Genomic DNA, 12,813 nt, shown 5'->3' with positions numbered 1-12,813 from the left:
GCCTGCCGCGTGGGGCAGGCCCTGCCCGCCGCCCGCGATCGGACCCGCTCGCGCGGGACCGGAACGCCGGTAATACATCACATGTCACGCGGTACCGGCTCAGACCCGTTCGCGGGGGAGCGGCGGCGCGGCCGGAAGCGGCCGGGTCGGCGAGACCGGCGGTATGGCCTGGCGCCGCTTCGCCCGCCAGCGGATCGGCACGATGATCGCGGCCGCGACGAGCGCGGCGATCGGCAGGAACGGCAGGAGCACGCCGATCACCACCGAGAGGCCGACGAGGAAGGACAGGGCCCCTTTCGAGCCCGCGACGAGGCCGTCCCAGAAGCTGTCGGGCCCCTCGTAGCCGGGTTCGGCGACGTCCACGTCCGGCGCCGAGGCCGTGAAGGTGATGGTGGACAGGGCCACCTGGTCCTCCAGGTCGGCCAGCTGCTGCTGGAGCGAGGCGAGTTCGCCCTCGCGCTCGGCCAGCTCCGACTCCAGCTCCAGGATCGCGGCCACCGTGTCCGCATCGGCGAGCAGCTCCCGGACGCGGGCCACGCTGGCGGTCTTGGTCGCGATGTAGGACTCCAGGTCGACCACGGCCTCGGTGACGTCCTCGGTGGTCACCGACCGGCGCACCTCGGACTCGGCGAGGGCCGTCAGCCCGTCCATCGCCTCCTGGAAGTGCTCGGAGGGGATGCGCAGCACCATGGTCGCGCTGCCCTGCACCGTGCCGTCGGTGGTGGTCAGGTACCGCTCGTCGGCGCTGACGTACCCGCCGAGCGACTCGGCCAGCGCCCACGCCTCCTCGGCGACCCGGTCGGGGTCGGCGTCGGACACTTCCAGCGACGACTCGTAGATGACGTCGCGGTTCCCCGCGTCCACCTGCGGGTCGGCCGCGCCGGTCTCGCCGCCGCCGTCCTCGGCGGCGCCGTCGTCGACGTCGGCCGCCTCGGGATCGGCGACCGAGCCGCCGGAGGAGTCCTCCGACCCGGCGCTGCTGCACCCGAAGAGGAGCAGTGCCGCCGCAGCGGCCACAATGGATATTCTGAGGTTGCGCATGTGCTGCCTCGCAAGGGGGTAGGGAGGGGTGGCGGCCAGGGATCCGCCGCCGTATTCAATGATCCCGACGGTGCGTAACGAGCCGGAGACGAACCGCTATCGATCGGGAGGGTTCCGGCACCGGTCCGGAAACTGTTGCCATAGACTTGCAATAAGCGGCGCGAGATCGCGCGGCGACGGACATGAGGAGCACCGTTGACGACCGAAGGCACAGCGACCGGACCGAACCCCGGCGAGACGGGCACGGCGCGGCCGATCGTCCACTACGGCGAACCGGTGCTCCACCGGCCCTGCGCGCCCGTCGAGTCCTTTGACGCCGCGCTGGCCGATCTGGTTGCCGACATGTTCGCGAGCATGTACGCCGCGAACGGGGTCGGTCTGGCCGCCAACCAGATCGGCGTCGACGCCCGCGTGTTCGTGCTCGACTGCGAGGACGCCGACGGCGAGCGCACCGTCGCCGCGGTCGTCAACCCCGTGCTCGTCCTGCCCCCGCCGCCGCGCGAGCTCATGGTCGGCGAGGAGGGCTGCCTGTCGGTCCCCGGCCCGTTCACCGACACCCCGCGCTCGGCCACCGCCGTCGTCGAGGGCTTCGACCCGGCCGGGAACCCCGTCCGCATCGAGGGTACCGGCACCCTTGCGCGCTGCCTCCAGCACGAGACCGACCACCTCGACGGCACCGTCTACGTCGACCGCCTCCCGGCCAAGACCCGCAAGCGGATGCTCGCCGAAGCCGGCCTGCGATAGCGCTGTCGCACCCCTCGGGCATCATCGGCCCCATGCGATACGACGACGTCAAGACCGACCTGCGCGCCGCCTACGACGCCGGCGCCGACGCCCGCGAGGGCATGGACGACGCCCCCTGGAAGCAGGCCGAGCGGGCCCGCTTCGCCGCCCAGCTCGCCCCTGGGGCAGCCCTCCTGGAGATCGGCGCCGGGCACGGCGTCAGCGGCCGGGTCTTCGCCGACGAGGGCTTCGCCGTCACCTGCACCGACCTCTCCCCGGCCCTGGTCGCCCACTGCCGCGCCAAGGGCCTCGACGCCCGCGTCATGGACTTCGCGCACCTCGACTTCCCCGACGCGGCCTTCGACGCCGTGTTCGCCATGAACTGCCTGCTCCACGTCCCCAAAGCGGACCTGCCGGGCGTCCTCGCCGGGGTCGCCCGCGTCCTCGCCCCTGGCGGGGTGTTCTACTGGGGACAGTACGGCGGGCGGGACTCCGAAGGCGTCTGGGACGGCGACGGGTACGAGCCGAAGCGGTACTTCTCGTTCTTCACCGCCGAGCGGATTGAGGCCGCCGCGAAGGAGCACTTCGTCCTCGCGGAGGCCGCCTACATCCCCATCGACGGCCGGATCGACCAGTACCAGGGACTGATTCTGCGCAAGCCCTGAGCCGCAACGGGTCCGGCGCCGTGGCGGGAACGGCCCTGGGCAAGGGGGCCGATCCGGCTCTATCCTCGCCACAGGCCGCCCCACCGCGGCGCCACGGCCCGGAAGGGGGACGCGCATTGTCAGCAGAGCGCCACCAGATAGCCGAACTCATCGCGACCGGCAAGGACGGCCGCATGTACGCCACCGAGCCCGACAAGCTCCGCCGCCTCGTGCACTTCGAGCTCGCCCGCGGCCCGCGGCTGCCGCAGCCCGAGCTGCGCCAGGCGGGCGTCGGCCTCATCGCCCTCGGCGACTACCCTGCGGCCCAACGGGTCCTGACCACCGCCGTCGAACGCGCCGAGACCGCGAACCAGAAGGTCGCCGCCCTCGTCAACCTCGGCGACGCCCACCGCTACCCCGGCGCGCTCGACGCCGCCGAACCGGTCTACCGCGAGGCCATCGAACTCGCCCGCACCCACTGCCCCGAGCTGGTCCACTACACGCTCCAGCACTACGGCAAGCACCTCATCGACGCCCGCCGCCCCCACCTCGCCCTCGACGTCCTCGCCGAGGTCCTGGAGATCCGCGAGCGCCTCGGCGACCCGGCCCTGATCGCCTCGACACAGGACGCGCTGAGCCTCGCCCGCGCGGCGGTCGGGCAGCGTACTATCTGACCGCTGAGGACCGTGCCGCGAACCGATGCGAAGGAGCACCATGGCCATCGACACCGCCGACGCGAACGGCCGCGCCGCCCGCGGCCTCGCCCGCCTCTCGGGGATCCTCCGCGCCGAGGCCGCCAACGGCCTCTTCTGGGGCGCCGGACCCGACGAGCAGGCCCGCCTGCGGCGCCTGCGCGAACTCGCCGCCGCGCTCCTCGCCCAGGTCGACCACCGCCCCTACGAGGCGATCCTCGCCGCCTACGAGGCCGACACGGGACTGCGCACCCCCATCCCCGGCACCGAGCTGCGCATCGACTGCGCCGACGGCACCCGCCTCGTCCGGCGCCGCCGCCTCAGCCGCACCTCCGGGACGCTCGGCCAGCGCCTGGAGACCGTCGCCGCCGCCCTGCGCACCCGCGTCCCCACCGAGCCGGTCGCCATCGCCGACACCGACCTCGCGGGCCTGCCGTGCCCGCACACGTTCCTGCTCGTCTACGAACTGGAGACCCACCTCGACGCGGCCGCGGCCGCCGCGCTCCTGGAGCCGACCGAACCCGACCTCGAAGGCGACGTCCCGAGCCTGAACCCCTCGGCCACCGCGGTGCTTCCCGACCGCGGGCCGCTGCCGGTCGCCCCGGTCGTCAAGCAGCTCCTGGACGCGATCAGTGCGCTCGCCAAGGAGTCCCTGGCCGAGACGACGAACTTCTACGAGCGCGAACGCCAGTCGCGCATCGCGGAGCTGTGCGGGGACGCGGTCGAGACCGACCTCGAATACCCGCGCATCGACTGCGGCGACCTGGCCGCCGACTGCGTCTCCACCGGCGCCGACGCCGCCGTCTTCGACGAGGCCGGGCGCCTGCTCGTCATCCGCCGCACCGACACCGGCCAGTGGGCCGTCCCCGGCGGCGCCGCCGAAGTGGGCGAGCCGGTCGGGCTCGCCGCGGTCCGCGAGGCGTTCGAGGAGACCGGCCTCGACGTCGAGCTGACGGGCCTGTCGTGGGCGTTCGACAAGCGGGACACCAACCTCGGCGACGACCGCATGCCGATGATCATGAGCTTCACCGCCAGGGCCCTCGACCCCGCGCAGCCGCTGCGCCTGGCCGAACTTGAAGCCTCCGAGGCTCGCTGGATCACCCGCGAGGACGCCGAGGCCATGGACCTGTTCCGCGGCCACGAACTGCGCATCCCGGCGGCCTTCGCCCGCCACCGCGGCGAGCGCTGAACCCGGCCGCCGGGCTGCATTTCTGGGAAGTGAACGGGGCCTAGAACAGCCAGGTCGAGCACGAATCCTGGATCGCCAGCTGCGCCTGCGTCTCCTCCTCCGAGCCCGCCTCGGTCGCGTAGAACCAGGCGAGGTCGTCCAGGCACGCCCGCATCGACTCCGAGTCCGCCGCCTGCACTTCGAGCTCGCTGACCTGCGTCTCGGCCGAGTCCAGGCTCTCCTGGAGGTCGGCGATCTCGGAGTCGCGGTCCTCGACCTGCGCGTTCGCGTCGTCCAGGTCCCCGCTCGCGCGCAGCCACAGCGCCAGCGACAGGGCCGCGCCCGCGAACCCGATCACCGCGACGACCGCCAGGACCGGCACCAGCGCCGAACGCCGCTGCACCGGAGGCACCATGAGCGGCTGCGTCAACATCGGCGGCGCGACCTGCGGCCCGGCCGGCTGCGTCGGCACGTACCCGGCCGGGGGAGCGGCGGGCGAGGCCGGCGAGTACGCCGGCGGCCCGCTCTGCGGCTGCTGCGGCCCGTACGAAGGCGGGGCGCTCTGCGGCTGCTGCGGCTCGCCCGGATCGCCGAAGCTGTAGTGCGGGGGCGGGTTGTAGGTCATGACGGGCTCCTTCGACGGGTGTTGTGCGTCCAAGGTAGGACGACGGTGCGAACCGGGACGGTCACGGAAGGTCTGACGAGCATCCGAGTGAACCGGTTGCGGCCGTGATGCAACCGTGACACGAAGGTCCGACGGTCCCTTTCTCGCACACCCGCGCGGGGACCCCTCCCGCCGAAGGGAGGAGCCCCCGCGCGCCCGCCGTTCCGCTACGCGGCCTTGAGGGTCCCGCCGTCGATCACGTGGTCGGCGCCGTGGATGTTCGCCGCCCGCTCCGACAGCAGGAACGCCACGAGGTCCGCGACCTCCTCCGGCTCGCCGATGCGGCCCGAGGCGATCCCGAACTGGCCCGGGATGCCCTCCAGCAGGTCCGCGTGCGCGACCCCGAACGCCTCGGCGACCTTGCCGCCGAACCGCTCCTCGTCGCGCCACAGCGGCGACCCGATCACGCCCGGGGACACCGTGTTCACCCGCACCCCGAGCGGCGCGACCTCCTCGCTCAGCCGCTTGGAGAACATCGTCAGCCCCGCCTTCGCCTCGGCGTACCCGACCGGCGCGCCCGAGGGCGTGCGGCCGTTCACCGACGACACGTTCACGATCGCCCCGCGCCGCTCCACGATCCCCGGCAGCGCCGCCCGCGTCGTCCAGACCGCGCTGAACAGGTTGAGGTCGAAGACCGAGGCCCACTGCTCGGCGGGCACGTCGAGGAACCCGCCGATGACCATCCGCTCGACGTCCCCGCCGCCGACGTTGTTGACCAGGAAGTCGATCCCGCCGACCGCCGTGACCGCCGCCTCCACGATCCCCTCGGCGCCCTCGCGGGTCGACAGGTCCGCCGACACCGTCGCGGCCGCGACCTTCTCCAGCTCGGGGGTGACGGTGCGGGACGCGCCGACGACCCGCACGCCCTCGGCCGCGAGCGCCTCGGCGATCGCCAGGCCGATGCCCCGGCTCGCGCCGGTGACGAGCGCGGTCTTGCCGCTGATGCCCAGTTCCATGGTGGTGCCCTTCTGTAGGTGGACTGATTCTTGAACTCAAAGTCAAAAATCGGGGTGAGAAAAACGCCCTCGAACGAGGGCGCAGTCGTGCTTCCTAAAAACCCGCCAGGGCGGACTCGATGATCCCGTACAGGACCGGCCCCTGATGGGTCCGGGCCATGACGCGCAGCCCGACGATCGTGTTCATCACCAGGTGGGCCTGTGCGACGACGTCGACCCCCGGGGCCACGTCGCCGTCGCGCTGGCCGCGCCGCAGCCGGGCGGTGAGGAGCTCGATGGTGCGGTCGGTCATGCGCCGCACGGCCTCGGTCGCCTCGGGGTCGCGCCCGCCCAGTTCGAGGGCGGTGTTGGCCGCGAGGCAGCCGCGCCGCACCGGCCCGTCGAGGTCGGTGTCGACGAGGAACTCCAGGTAGGCGCGGATGCGCTCCTTGGCGGTCCCCGGCTCGTCGTTCAGGTATGCCTCGGTCAGCTCGGAGCCGCCCTGGCCGTACATGTCGAGGGCCTTGTCGAACAGCTCGCGCTTGGAGCCGAACGCGTGGTACAGGCTGCCCTTGCCGACGCCGGTGGCCTCGGCGAGGTCGGCGGGGGAGGTCCCCGCGTACCCGCCGGTCCAGAACGCCTCCATCGCCTGCGCGACGACCGCGTCCGGTTCGAATTCCTTCGGCCTGCCCATGCCCGAAACCCTACCCCATTCTTGACCCTGAGGTCAACAAAGGGTCCCCCTTTTCCGTCCCTCCACGAGACCCTCTGGGGCGGAACCGAATCAATCCGCACCGAACGGGCGGTGTCGCCTACCCGTCTCGGCGGTTGTCGCCCTTGCCGGGCCGGGCGATACTAGAGCGGTGCTCAAACCCCTAGTGATCGCCTCCGATCTGGACGGCACGCTGCTCTCCCCGGGCGGCACGCTCTCCGAGCGGACCCGCGACGCCCTCGCGGCCGCCCGCGCCGAGGGCCTCGCGGTCGTCGCCGTCACCGCCCGCACCCCGTACGGCGTCGACATGCTGCCCGACCTCCTTCCGCTCCTGGACGGCGCGATCTGCGCCAACGGGGCCATCGACTACGTCCCCGAGACCGGGCGGATCCGCGTCCTGCGCTCGATCCGCATCGGCCCGGGCCGGCGCGTGGCCGGCGCGATCGCGGCCCGCCTGCCCGACGCTGTGTTCGCGGTCGAGACCGGCACCGGGATCATCGGCGAGGAGGCCTACCGCCCGCTCGTGGGCTCCTCGAACTGGGACTTCGTCCCCGACGTCGACGCGGTCTTCAAGCGTGCCAAGCGCGCCGTGAAGATCAAGGTCTACTGCGCCGCCCGCACCGGCGAGGAGATGGCCGCGGCCGTCGAGGGCGCCGACCTGGGCGGCCTGTCGATGTGCCACTGGGGCGACTTCGGGATGCTCGACTTCAACGCCCGCGGCGCCGACAAGGCGTTCGGCCTGGCCGCCTGGTGCAAGGACCGGCGGATCGGACCCGACGACGTGGTCGCCTTCGGGGACATGCCGAACGACGTCCCGATGCTCGCCTGGGCCGGGCGCTCCTACGCGATGGGCGACGCCCACCCCGAAGCCGTCGAGGCCGCGACCGACCGCACCGCGACCAGCGCCGAGGACGGCGTCGCGCAGGTCATCGAGGCCCTTCTCGCAGGTGACACGGCCGCCGCCGCTTAAGTCCGAACAGGACTCCACAACTGCATCCACTGTGTCCGAAATTGTCGGAAGTATCGGGACTTGTCATTATTTTGTATGATGAGACTCCCTTTGACCGCCCCTTCGGTCCGCCGTCACCCTCGGCGGGCCGAGAACGGAACGGACACATGCATATGAAGCGAAGGCTCGTCGCCGCCGGCGTCGCAATCGGGGTGGCCGCGGCCACCGCCACCGTGGGCGTCCTCAACGCACAGGCCGACCCGGCCGACCCGTCCCCCTCCACCGAGCCCGTCACCTGGACCGTCGACGGGCTCACCGAAGCCGAAGTGGCCGAGCTGGAGCAGCTCGGCTTCGACGTCGCCCACGACCACGGCGGCGAGGCCCAGATCATCGGCGACGAGGCCGTCGCCGACGAGCTCCGCGCCCTCGGCCACGAGCCGGAGTTCTTCGACACGGTCTACAAGGACGTGGCCGTCACCGCCCAGCAGGAGGGCACCTACTACGGCGGCTACCGCACCGTCGACGCGATCGAGGGCCACCTCCAGGACGTCGCCGACGCGAACCCGTCCCTGACCCGCCTGTACGACATCGGCGACTCCTGGCTCAAGACCCAGGGCGAGGGTGGCCACGACGTGTTCGCGATCTGCGTGAGCGCCATCGCCTCCGGCGACTGCGAGCAGGACCCCGACTCGGCGAAGCCGCGCTTCTCCCTGATCGCGCAGATCCACGCCCGCGAGATCGCCACCGGCGAGATCGCGCTGCGCTGGATCGACAAGCTGGTCGAGGGCTACGGCACCGACGCCGAGGTCACCGACCTGCTCGACACCACCGAGGTGTGGGTCGTGCCCGTGGTCAACCCCGACGGCGTCGACATCGTCGCCTCCGGCGGCGACGACCCGGTCCTGCAGCGCAAGAACGCCAACGACTCCGACGGGAACTGCGGCTCCAGGCTCGGCATCGACCTCAACCGCAACTCCTCGTTCGAGTGGGGCGAGGACTCGACCAACCCGTGCTCGGAGACCTTCCAGGGCTCCTCGGCCGCTTCGGAACCGGAGACGCAGGCCGTCGAGGACTGGCTCCGCGCCCTCCACCCCGACCAGCGCGGTGAGGCCGAGGACGACCCGGCCCCCGACGACGCCCGCGACGTCTTCATCACCCTGCACTCGTACGGCGAGTACATCATCGTCCCGTGGGGCTACACCTCCAACGTCGCTCCGAACGACGCGGCGCTGCGCGCCCTGGGCGCGGCGATGTCGGACTCCAACGGCTACTTCGTCGGCACCAACGACGACACCGTCGGCTACAGCACCAGCGGCACGACCGACGACATGGTGTACGGCGAACTCGGCGTCGCCAGCTTCACGTTCGAGGTCGGCCCCGACTTCGGCACCTGCGGCGGGTTCTTCCCCGCCTTCTCGTGCGTCGACAGCACCCTCTGGCCCGAGAACGAGGGCGCCCTCATGACCGCGGCCCAGGCCGCGGCCGCGCCTTACGCCGGCTGACCGGCGGGTCCCGGCGGGCCCCGCGCCCGCCGGGACCACCCGATTTCCCCGAACCGCCGCCATTTCAGTCGAACGCGCCCATACTGACCGCACGCTGCACGAGCGGAAGGAGCGGGCGATGTCCACTGGAGACGCGGTCGAGGAGAAGAGCGGCAGGGGCCTGCGCCGCCTCATCGTGGCGGTGGTCATCATCGCCCTCGCCGTCTGGTTCGTCCTGGCCAACACCGAGGAAGTCGGCGTCAAGCTCTGGTTCGTCAAGGTCGAGACGCCCATGTGGATCATGCTCGCGGTCGTCTTCATCGCAGGCTGGGCAGTAGGAGCCCTCCTCCGCCGCCGCTCCGCCAAAAAGCGCGCCTAGACGACGCCGTCCCGCCCCCGGCAAAACCGTCGGACCCACGAGGCACCCTGGAAACCGGGGGCGGCTGCGAATGCCCGATTTGCCGCGACCCTCCGAAACGCTCCCGACCCCGGCCCGCTCCCGCGCGCCGATGTCGTACCTAGCAGGCACTCTGGAACCGGGGGCGGCTGCCGATGCCTGATTTGCGTAGACCCGCCGCGACACTCCCAAAGCCCCTCGCCAGTGCCATGTGACACGGCACTAACCTGCTTGCCCGCGCACCACCGCGCCCCCGATACTCGAACCGTGCCAGCCCCCAAGGTGATCGCCACCGATCTCGACGGAACCCTGCTCGGCCGCGACGGCCGACTCTCGCCCCGCAACCAGAAGGCCCTCCAAGCCGCCCGCGAACTCGGCGTCCTCACGGTCGCCGTCACCGCCCGGGCGCCCCGCGCGGTCTACCGCATCCCCGAACTCGCGCCCGTCCTCGACGCCGCCATCTGCTCCAACGGAGCCATCGTCTACGACCCCGCCACCCAGACCGCCGACCTCCGCCGCCCGATCCCGCTGCCCGTCGCCCGCGAACTCCACGAGCGCATGCGCGACGCCCTCCCCGACGCGGTCTTCGCCGTCGAGACCGGCGAACGCCGACTCACCCAGTCGACGTTCCACCAGCTCGGCGTCCACCTCAACGATCCCTGGGTCTTCCTCGACCCCGGCGACGACCTCATCGGCGCCGCCGACGCCGTCGCCGAGCTCGTCGTCCGCGTCCCCGACTCCACCGGCGAGGCCATGCACGAGGCCACCCGCCACATCGACCTCCCCGGCGTCAGGCTCTGGCACTGGGGGAGCTTCCCCGAGATCGAATGCACCGCAACCGAAGCCACCAAGGGCGCCGCGCTCGCGGCCTGGTGCGCCGAACGCGGTATCGACGCCGCCGACGTGGTCGCCTTCGGCGACATGCCCAACGACGTCCCCATGCTCTCCTGGGCCGGCCGCTCCTACGCCATGGGCGGCGCCCACCCCGACGCGATCGCGGTGGCCACCGCCCGCACCGGCCCTGCTGCCGAAGACGGTGTCGCCCAAGCCGTCGAAGCGATCCTCGGCCTCGCCTAGCCGAGGCAGCCCGGGCACCGCCCGGGCCGCCTCCGGCCTCCTTACAGGTACGTGATCCCGTGCGGCTCGGCCGCCGCGTTCAGTGCCGCCGCGTCGAGCGGCCCGCCCGCACCCGCGCCCGACGCGAACATGTCCTCCAGGACCCGCTCCCAACCGCCCGGCGAGGACAGCTGGAGCACCCGTGGCGGCGGCGTCGAACCCGGCCGCAGCGCGTGCGGGACACCGTGCGGCAGCAGCACGAACTGCCCCGCCGACGCCGTGTGCACCTCGTCGTCGAACTCGACCGTGAGCTCGCCTTCGAGCACGTACACGCACTCGTCCGCGCGATGGTGCACATGCCGCGGGATCGGCCGCGCCACCACCACCTCCAGCACCGACAACCGGCCCTCGGTGTCCTCGGTTGCGGCCTTCACCTGGAACGCCGGCGGCAGCGGCACCCGCGTCGGCCGCGATTCGCCCGCGCCCAGCAGCAGAAAACGTTCACGAGACATCGCCCGTCACCCTTCCCTTTCAACGGGTCTGGCGCACACCGCGGCGCCAGACCTCGACAGTGGACCTGAGGGCGTACACGTCCTCGGCCGGATTCCCTTCCACCAGCAGCAGATCCGCGCGCAGCCCCGGCGCGACTCGCCCCCGGTCGCCCAGCCCGAACCGCTCCGCGGGCAGCGACGTCGCCGCCTGCAGCGCCTCCACCGGACTCAGCCCCGCCGCCACCAGCAGCGGCAGCTCCCGCAGCATCGCCGCGCCGTGGACCGGACCGAACGACGTCGCATCCGTCCCGGCCAGCACCGGCACCCCCGCGCGGTGCAGCAGCCCGACCGCGGCCGCCGCCCGCTCCGACGCGGCGGTCCGCTCCGGCCCCTCGCCGGTGCCGCGCAGGTGCTCGGGAATCCGCGGCCCCACCAGCGGATCGGCCACCAGCTCCCGGCCGCCCCCGCCACCGGTCACCGCCTCGATGTGCACCAGCGTGCTCACCACGAACACGCCCTGCCGGGCGATCCGCGCCGCCAGCGCCTCGGCCGCGGGGCCCTCGCCCAGGTCGGTGTAGACGTGCGCGAGCCCGTCGACCCCGGCGTCGAGCGCGATCCGCGCGTCCTCGGCCGTCCACACGTGAGCGATCGCCTTGAGGCCCTTCGCATGTGCGGCCTCGGTGAGCGCCTTGACGACCTCGGGCGCGAGCACCGGCAGCGACAGCCCCGAATGCGTCCCGTCGTCCACGACCACCTTCAGGTAGTCCGCGCCCTCGGCGACCCGCGCCTCCACGAACGCCTCGGCCTCGCCCACCGACGCCACCGGCGTGAACGACGCGGCGGTGTCGCCGTAGAACGCGAGCGCCTCCTCGCTCATGAGCTGACCCGGATGCCCGCCCGGCGGGGTCGCCAGGACCCCGGAGCTGCGCAGGTCGGCCACGTCGTCGCGGGACCCGGCGAGGGCGCGCTGGCGGGCCAGGTTGTTGGGGAGGGAGAACATGTCGAGCTTGGTGGTGACCCCGAACCGGAGGGCGAGGGCCAGATCGCCGTCGCCGGTATGGGTGTGGGCGTCGATGAGCCCGGGGAGGAGGGTCCGCCCGGTCCCGTCGACGACCTCGTCGGCGGCTCCGGGTTCGGCTCCGACGGCGGCGATCCGGTCGCGGTCGACGAGGACGTCGGTCGCGGGGATCACCCGCTCCCCGTCGAAGACGCGGACGTTCTGGATGAGGGTGCGCACGAGCGCCTCCAAATGATTCGCTGAGAGATAGTTTGCTCTTTGATAGTACGCCAGTGAACTATATTCTTGTGAATAGAATGTGACGCATGACCGAGCACCCGCCCGAGGACACCGTCGACCGCCTGATCGCCGACTGGCAGCGCGAGCGCCCTGAACTGGAGACCGAGGCACCAGCGGTGCTCATGCGCCTGATTCTGGTGGCGCAGCACGTGATCCACCCCGCCGGCGAGGGCGCGATCGCCCGCCACGGCATCCATCAGGGGGAGTTCGACGTCCTCGCGAGCCTGCGCCGCATCGGCCCGCCCTACACCCGCAGGCCCTCGGACCTCTCCTCGGAGCTGATGCGCTCGCGCGCGGGCATGACTAAGCGCCTCGACAACCTCGAAGCGGCAGGCCTCATCGAACGCACCCTCTCCACCGAGGACCGGCGCAGTTTCCAAGTGGCCCTGACCGAGAAGGGCCTCGCAGTGGTCGACGCCGCCCTCGGCGACCTCTCCGAGGCCCTGAACGCCCTCCTGACCCGCCTCACCGAAACCCAACGCCGCCAACTCGACCAAGCCCTGCGGGCCCTCATGCCGCCCGCCTAGCGGCCGGGCCCATCCGTGCTCGAACGGCCGGGGAGG

At 72.2% G+C, this 12,813-nt stretch carries 15 protein-coding genes; 9 read left to right on the top strand and 6 right to left on the bottom strand.

The features are described 5' to 3' along the window. Positions 1 to 99 precede the first annotated feature (99 nt). Entirely contained in the window at positions 100 to 1,017 is a 918-nt protein-coding gene (locus tag DI269_RS04530; RefSeq protein ID WP_157974760.1) for a DUF4349 domain-containing protein, read from the bottom strand. 219 nt (positions 1,018 to 1,236) lie between these two features. Here DI269_RS04530 and def point away from each other — a divergent pair, with 219 nt between their 5' ends. From def to DI269_RS27615, 4 genes are all read left to right on the top strand, one after another. Further along, positions 1,237 to 1,785, top strand: coding sequence for a peptide deformylase (gene def, locus DI269_RS04525; protein ID WP_112133935.1), 549 nt, complete (start codon positions 1,237 to 1,239; stop codon positions 1,783 to 1,785). Positions 1,786 to 1,817: 32 nt separating this feature from the next. After that, complete coding sequence (locus DI269_RS04520; protein WP_112133934.1) at positions 1,818 to 2,429, top strand: class I SAM-dependent methyltransferase; 612 nt, start codon at positions 1,818 to 1,820, stop codon at positions 2,427 to 2,429. A 116-nt stretch (positions 2,430 to 2,545) separates the two neighbouring features. After that, entirely contained in the window at positions 2,546 to 3,082 is a 537-nt protein-coding gene (locus tag DI269_RS04515; RefSeq protein ID WP_112133933.1) for a tetratricopeptide repeat protein, read from the top strand. 40 nt (positions 3,083 to 3,122) lie between these two features. After that, a complete protein-coding gene (locus tag DI269_RS27615; protein ID WP_112133932.1) occupies positions 3,123 to 4,289 on the top strand; it encodes an NUDIX hydrolase in 1,167 nt (388 codons plus the stop codon). A gap of 40 nt (positions 4,290 to 4,329) precedes the next feature. Here DI269_RS27615 and DI269_RS04505 read toward each other — a convergent pair whose 3' ends face one another. The 3 genes from DI269_RS04505 to DI269_RS04495 form a co-directional block, all read right to left on the bottom strand. Then, a complete protein-coding gene (locus tag DI269_RS04505) occupies positions 4,330 to 4,893 on the bottom strand; it encodes a hypothetical protein (protein WP_112133931.1) in 564 nt (187 codons plus the stop codon). 206 nt (positions 4,894 to 5,099) lie between these two features. Next, the gene (locus DI269_RS04500) at positions 5,100 to 5,888 is read right to left on the bottom strand and encodes an SDR family oxidoreductase (protein WP_112133930.1); all 789 of its coding nucleotides are present in this window, start codon (positions 5,886 to 5,888) and stop codon (positions 5,100 to 5,102) included. A gap of 94 nt (positions 5,889 to 5,982) precedes the next feature. Then, on the bottom strand, positions 5,983 to 6,561 hold the full coding sequence (locus DI269_RS04495; RefSeq protein ID WP_112133929.1) for a TetR/AcrR family transcriptional regulator: 579 nt from the start codon (positions 6,559 to 6,561) through the stop codon (positions 5,983 to 5,985). 169 nt (positions 6,562 to 6,730) lie between these two features. Here DI269_RS04495 and DI269_RS04490 point away from each other — a divergent pair, with 169 nt between their 5' ends. The 4 genes from DI269_RS04490 to DI269_RS04475 all read left to right on the top strand — a co-directional run bounded on the left by DI269_RS04490 (position 6,731) and on the right by DI269_RS04475 (position 10,483). Continuing rightward, complete coding sequence (locus tag DI269_RS04490) at positions 6,731 to 7,549, top strand: HAD family hydrolase (protein ID WP_112133928.1); 819 nt, start codon at positions 6,731 to 6,733, stop codon at positions 7,547 to 7,549. A gap of 146 nt (positions 7,550 to 7,695) precedes the next feature. Next, positions 7,696 to 9,030: a M14 family zinc carboxypeptidase gene (locus DI269_RS04485; RefSeq protein WP_232822613.1), complete on the top strand. Its 1,335-nt coding sequence runs from the start codon at positions 7,696 to 7,698 to the stop codon at positions 9,028 to 9,030. 118 nt (positions 9,031 to 9,148) lie between these two features. Further along, positions 9,149 to 9,388 (top strand): LapA family protein, encoded by a 240-nt coding sequence (locus DI269_RS04480; protein ID WP_112133926.1) that lies wholly within the window; start codon positions 9,149 to 9,151, stop codon positions 9,386 to 9,388. A gap of 285 nt (positions 9,389 to 9,673) precedes the next feature. Then, positions 9,674 to 10,483, top strand: coding sequence for an HAD family hydrolase (locus DI269_RS04475; protein WP_157974759.1), 810 nt, complete (start codon positions 9,674 to 9,676; stop codon positions 10,481 to 10,483). A gap of 41 nt (positions 10,484 to 10,524) precedes the next feature. Here DI269_RS04475 and DI269_RS04470 read toward each other — a convergent pair whose 3' ends face one another. Together DI269_RS04470 and DI269_RS04465 are read right to left on the bottom strand one after the other, a co-directional pair. Beyond that, positions 10,525 to 10,974: a cupin domain-containing protein gene (locus DI269_RS04470; protein WP_112133924.1), complete on the bottom strand. Its 450-nt coding sequence runs from the start codon at positions 10,972 to 10,974 to the stop codon at positions 10,525 to 10,527. A 19-nt stretch (positions 10,975 to 10,993) separates the two neighbouring features. Then, positions 10,994 to 12,190 (bottom strand): amidohydrolase family protein, encoded by a 1,197-nt coding sequence (locus DI269_RS04465; protein ID WP_112133939.1) that lies wholly within the window; start codon positions 12,188 to 12,190, stop codon positions 10,994 to 10,996. A gap of 86 nt (positions 12,191 to 12,276) precedes the next feature. Here DI269_RS04465 and DI269_RS04460 point away from each other — a divergent pair, with 86 nt between their 5' ends. After that, complete coding sequence (locus DI269_RS04460) at positions 12,277 to 12,777, top strand: MarR family winged helix-turn-helix transcriptional regulator (RefSeq protein WP_112133923.1); 501 nt, start codon at positions 12,277 to 12,279, stop codon at positions 12,775 to 12,777. Positions 12,778 to 12,813 lie beyond the last annotated feature (36 nt).

Origin of the sequence: Glycomyces dulcitolivorans (assembly GCF_003265355.1) — a bacterium.
Classification (GTDB): Bacteria; Actinomycetota; Actinomycetes; order Mycobacteriales; family Micromonosporaceae; genus Glycomyces; species Glycomyces dulcitolivorans.
The sequence above is the reverse complement of the archived record's forward strand: the minus strand, read 5'-3'. Positions and strand labels throughout refer to the sequence as shown.